The 4775-nt window shown below is 54.5% G+C and carries 3 rRNA genes; all 3 read right to left on the reverse strand.

The features are described 5' to 3' along the window. Positions 1-8 precede the first annotated feature (8 nt). Positions 9-125: ribosomal RNA gene (gene rrf, locus BK819_RS16205) — 5S ribosomal RNA — on the reverse strand. A 111-nt stretch (positions 126-236) separates the two neighbouring features. Then, positions 237-3339: ribosomal RNA gene (locus tag BK819_RS16210) — 23S ribosomal RNA — on the reverse strand. Positions 3340-3750: 411 nt separating this feature from the next. Further along, positions 3751-4775, reverse strand: a 16S ribosomal RNA gene (locus tag BK819_RS16215); the annotation flags it as partial.

The raw sequence follows: 4775 nt of genomic DNA on the forward strand, positions 1-4775 counted from the left end.
TAAAAGGAGTCCGGCGGTGTCCTACTCTCCCACAGGGTCCCCCCTGCAGTACCATCGGCGCTGTGAGGCTTAGCTTCCGGGTTCGGAATGTGACCGGGCGTTTCCCTCACGCTATGGCCGCCGAAACACTATTGATGTTTCAATCAAACCTAAAGCAATGATGAATCATTGTTGAAGGTAGTTCTCGACCGTACATCGAGAACCACTCAGTGGACGCAAGCACCAACAAACGGTGTGTTATCAAGTCATCGGCTTATTAGTACCAGTCAGCTGCACACGTTACCGTGCTTCCACATCTGGCCTATCAACCCAGTAGTCTGGCTGGGAGCCTCTTACCCGAAGGTATGGAAGTCTCATCTTGAGGCCGGCTTCCCGCTTAGATGCTTTCAGCGGTTATCCATCCCGAACGTAGCTAATCAGCGGTGCTCCTGGCGGAACAACTGACACACCAGAGGTTCGTCCAACCCGGTCCTCTCGTACTAGGGTCAGATCCTCTCAAACTTCCTACGCGCGCAGCGGATAGGGACCGAACTGTCTCACGACGTTCTAAACCCAGCTCGCGTACCGCTTTAATGGGCGAACAGCCCAACCCTTGGGACCTACTCCAGCCCCAGGATGCGACGAGCCGACATCGAGGTGCCAAACCATGCCGTCGATATGGACTCTTGGGCAAGATCAGCCTGTTATCCCCGAGGTACCTTTTATCCGTTGAGCGACAGCGCTTCCACAAGCCACTGCCGGATCACTAGTCCCGACTTTCGTCCCTGCTCGACCTGTCAGTCTCACAGTCAAGCTCCCTTGTGCACTTACACTCGCCACCTGATTGCCAACCAGGTTGAGGGAACCTTTGGGCGCCTCCGTTACTTTTTGGGAGGCAACCGCCCCAGTTAAACTACCCACCAGGCACTGTCCCTGAACCGGATTACGGTTCGAAGTTAGATATCCAGAGTGACCAGAGTGGTATTTCAACAATGACTCCACGGTAACTGGCGTCACCGCTTCACAGTCTCCCACCTATCCTACACAAGCCACACCGAACACCAATACCAAGCTGTAGTAAAGGTCACGGGGTCTTTCCGTCCTGCTGCGCGTAACGAGCATCTTTACTCGTAATGCAATTTCGCCGAGTTCGCGGTTGAGACAGTTGGGAAGTCGTTACGCCATTCGTGCAGGTCGGAACTTACCCGACAAGGAATTTCGCTACCTTAGGATGGTTATAGTTACCACCGCCGTTTACTGGGGCTTAAATTCTCAGCTTCGCCTTGCGGCTAACCGGTCCTCTTAACCTTCCAGCACCGGGCAGGCGTCAGTCCGTATACATCGTCTTGCGACTTGGCACGGACCTGTGTTTTTAGTAAACAGTCGCTACCCACTAGTCTCTGCGGCCTCCAAACGCTTTCGGAGCAAGTCCTAATACGTCGAAGGCCCCCCTTCTCCCGAAGTTACGGGGGCATTTTGCCGAGTTCCTTAACCACGATTCTCTCGATCTCCTTGGTATTCTCTACCTGACCACCTGAGTCGGTTTGGGGTACGGGCGGCTAGAACCTCGCGTCGATGCTTTTCTCGGCAGCATAGGATCATCCACTTTTTATCCGCATCGTGTCTCAGCCTGTATGAGTCGCGGATTTGCCTACGACTCGGCCTACGCACTTGCACCAGGACAACCATCGCCTGGCTTGGACTACCTTCCTGCGTCACACCTGTTAATACGCTAACCGCACCAGCATGGGGTCACGTGCTCCCCTCCACGGTGTCACCCGAAGGCAACGATGTGAAGGCTCGGACGTTTAGCACCACTGGATTAGCTTGGGCGGTTCTTCGCCGGTACGGGAATATCAACCCGTTGTCCATCGACTACGCCTGTCGGCCTCGCCTTAGGTCCCGACTTACCCAGGGAAGATTAGCTTGACCCTGGAACCCTTGGTCTTTCGGAGGACGTGTTTCTCACACGTCATTCGCTACTCATGCCTGCATTCTCACTCGTGTAGCCTCCACGGCTGGTTTCCACCGCCGCTTCGCTGGCCACACGACGCTCTCCTACCCATCAACACGGCTGGACCACGAAGGCCTACCAATAATGTCAATGCCACAACTTCGGTGGCGTGCTTGAGCCCCGTTACATTGTCGGCGCGGAATCACTTGACCAGTGAGCTATTACGCACTCTTTCAAGGGTGGCTGCTTCTAAGCCAACCTCCTGGTTGTCAGAGCAACTCCACATCCTTTCCCACTTAGCACGCGCTTTGGGACCTTAGTTGGTGGTCTGGGTTGTTTCCCTCTCGACTATGAAGCTTATCCCCCACAGTCTCACTGCTGCGCTCTCACTTACCGGCATTCGGAGTTTGGCTGACGTCAGTAACCTTGTAGGGCCCATCGGCCATCCAGTAGCTCTACCTCCGGCAAGAAACACGCAACGCTGCACCTAAATGCATTTCGGAGAGAACCAGCTATCACGAAGTTTGATTGGCCTTTCACCCCTATCCACAGCTCATCCCCTCAGTTTTCAACCTAAGTGGGTTCGGTCCTCCACGACGTCTTACCGTCGCTTCAACCTGGCCATGGATAGATCACTTCGCTTCGGGTCTAGGACATGCGACTGAATCGCCCTATTCAGACTCGCTTTCGCTACGGCTACCCCACACGGGTTAACCTCGCCACATATCGCTAACTCGCAGGCTCATTCTTCAAAAGGCACGCTGTCACACCTACCAGGGGTGCTCCAACGGTTTGTAAGCAAACGGTTTCAGGTACTATTTCACTCCCCTCCCGGGGTACTTTTCACCTTTCCCTCACGGTACTTGTCCGCTATCGGTCATCTGGGAGTATTTAGGCTTATCAGGTGGTCCTGACAGATTCACACGGGATTTCACGGGCCCCGTGCTACTTGGGATACTCTCCACGCCAGAACACGCATTTCGACTACGGGGTTGGCACCCTCTATGACCGGCCTTTCAAGACCGTTCGTCTATACGCTTCTGTAACGTCGCCAGCTCGGCAGAACTGACTGGTGAGTCCCACAACCCCGAATATGCAACTCCTGCCGGATATCACACACACTCGGTTTAGCCTGATCCGGTTTCGCTCGCCACTACTAACGGAATCGCGGTTGCTTTCTCTTCCTGTGGGTACTGAGATGTTTCACTTCCCCACGTTCCCTCTACCCGCCCTATATATTCAGGCGGGAGTCACTAGGTCGGCACGCCGCCCAGCGGGGTTTCCCCATTCGGACACCCTCGGATCAAAACTTGCTTATCAGTTCCCCGAGGCTTATCGCAGATTGCTACGTCCTTCTTCGGCTCCAGATGCCAAGGCATCCACCGTTTGCTCTTAAAGACTTGAAATCACATGAGTTTGAATCAAAAACCCGACCAGTCCGAAGACTGAATCAGAAATTGACTAATGATCTTTAAGATCATCTTGCGCAACTGATCAAAGACCAGTTGCAAGATGCTCGCGTCCACTGTGTAGTTCTCAAAGTACGGGCGGAACCCCCATCCACCTGCCCCCAACGGGACAAACAGAAAGAGGTCCAGAGGTTCAGACCAGATCCCGAAAGATCCGCATCCGGTCCCTCAGGACCCAACAGCGTGCAGGCACCGAAACCCATCCCCCCCAACGTTCCTGCAGCAAGCTGCGTACTAATCAGAGAAACAATCTCGATGCCATGTCAAATGTTCCACCCATGAGCTCCCAGCGAAGAACATATGCCTTCGAACCGGGTTCTGGACGCCGAAGCGTCAGATGCTCCTTAGAAAGGAGGTGATCCAGCCGCACCTTCCGGTACGGCTACCTTGTTACGACTTAGTCCTAATTACCGATCCCACCTTCGACAGCTCCCTCCACAAGGGTTAGGCCACCGGCTTCAGGTGTTACCGACTTTCATGACTTGACGGGCGGTGTGTACAAGACCCGGGAACGTATTCACCGCAGCGTTGCTGATCTGCGATTACTAGCGACTCCGACTTCATGAGGTCGAGTTGCAGACCTCAATCCGAACTGGGACCGGCTTTTTGGGATTCGCTCCACCTCACGGTATTGCAGCCCTTTGTACCGGCCATTGTAGCATGCGTGAAGCCCAAGACATAAGGGGCATGATGATTTGACGTCATCCCCACCTTCCTCCGAGTTGACCCCGGCAGTATCCCATGAGTTCCCACCATTACGTGCTGGCAACATAGAACGAGGGTTGCGCTCGTTGCGGGACTTAACCCAACATCTCACGACACGAGCTGACGACAACCATGCACCACCTGTTTACGAGTGTCCAAAGAGTTGACCATTTCTGGCCCGTTCTCGTATATGTCAAGCCTTGGTAAGGTTCTTCGCGTTGCATCGAATTAATCCGCATGCTCCGCCGCTTGTGCGGGTCCCCGTCAATTCCTTTGAGTTTTAGCCTTGCGGCCGTACTCCCCAGGCGGGGAACTTAATGCGTTAGCTGCGTCACGGAATCCGTGGAATGGACCCCACAACTAGTTCCCAACGTTTACGGGGTGGACTACCAGGGTATCTAAGCCTGTTTGCTCCCCACCCTTTCGCTCCTCAGCGTCAGTTACGGCCCAGAGATCTGCCTTCGCCATCGGTGTTCCTCCTGATATCTGCGCATTCCACCGCTACACCAGGAATTCCAATCTCCCCTACCGCACTCTAGTCTGCCCGTACCCACTGCAGGCCCGAGGTTGAGCCTCGGGATTTCACAGCAGACGCGACAAACCGCCTACGAGCTCTTTACGCCCAATAATTCCGGATAACGCTTGCGCCCTACGTATTACCGCGGCTG

The organism is Microbacterium sp. LCT-H2 (assembly GCF_001866135.1).
Lineage (GTDB): Bacteria > Actinomycetota > Actinomycetes > Actinomycetales > Microbacteriaceae > Microbacterium.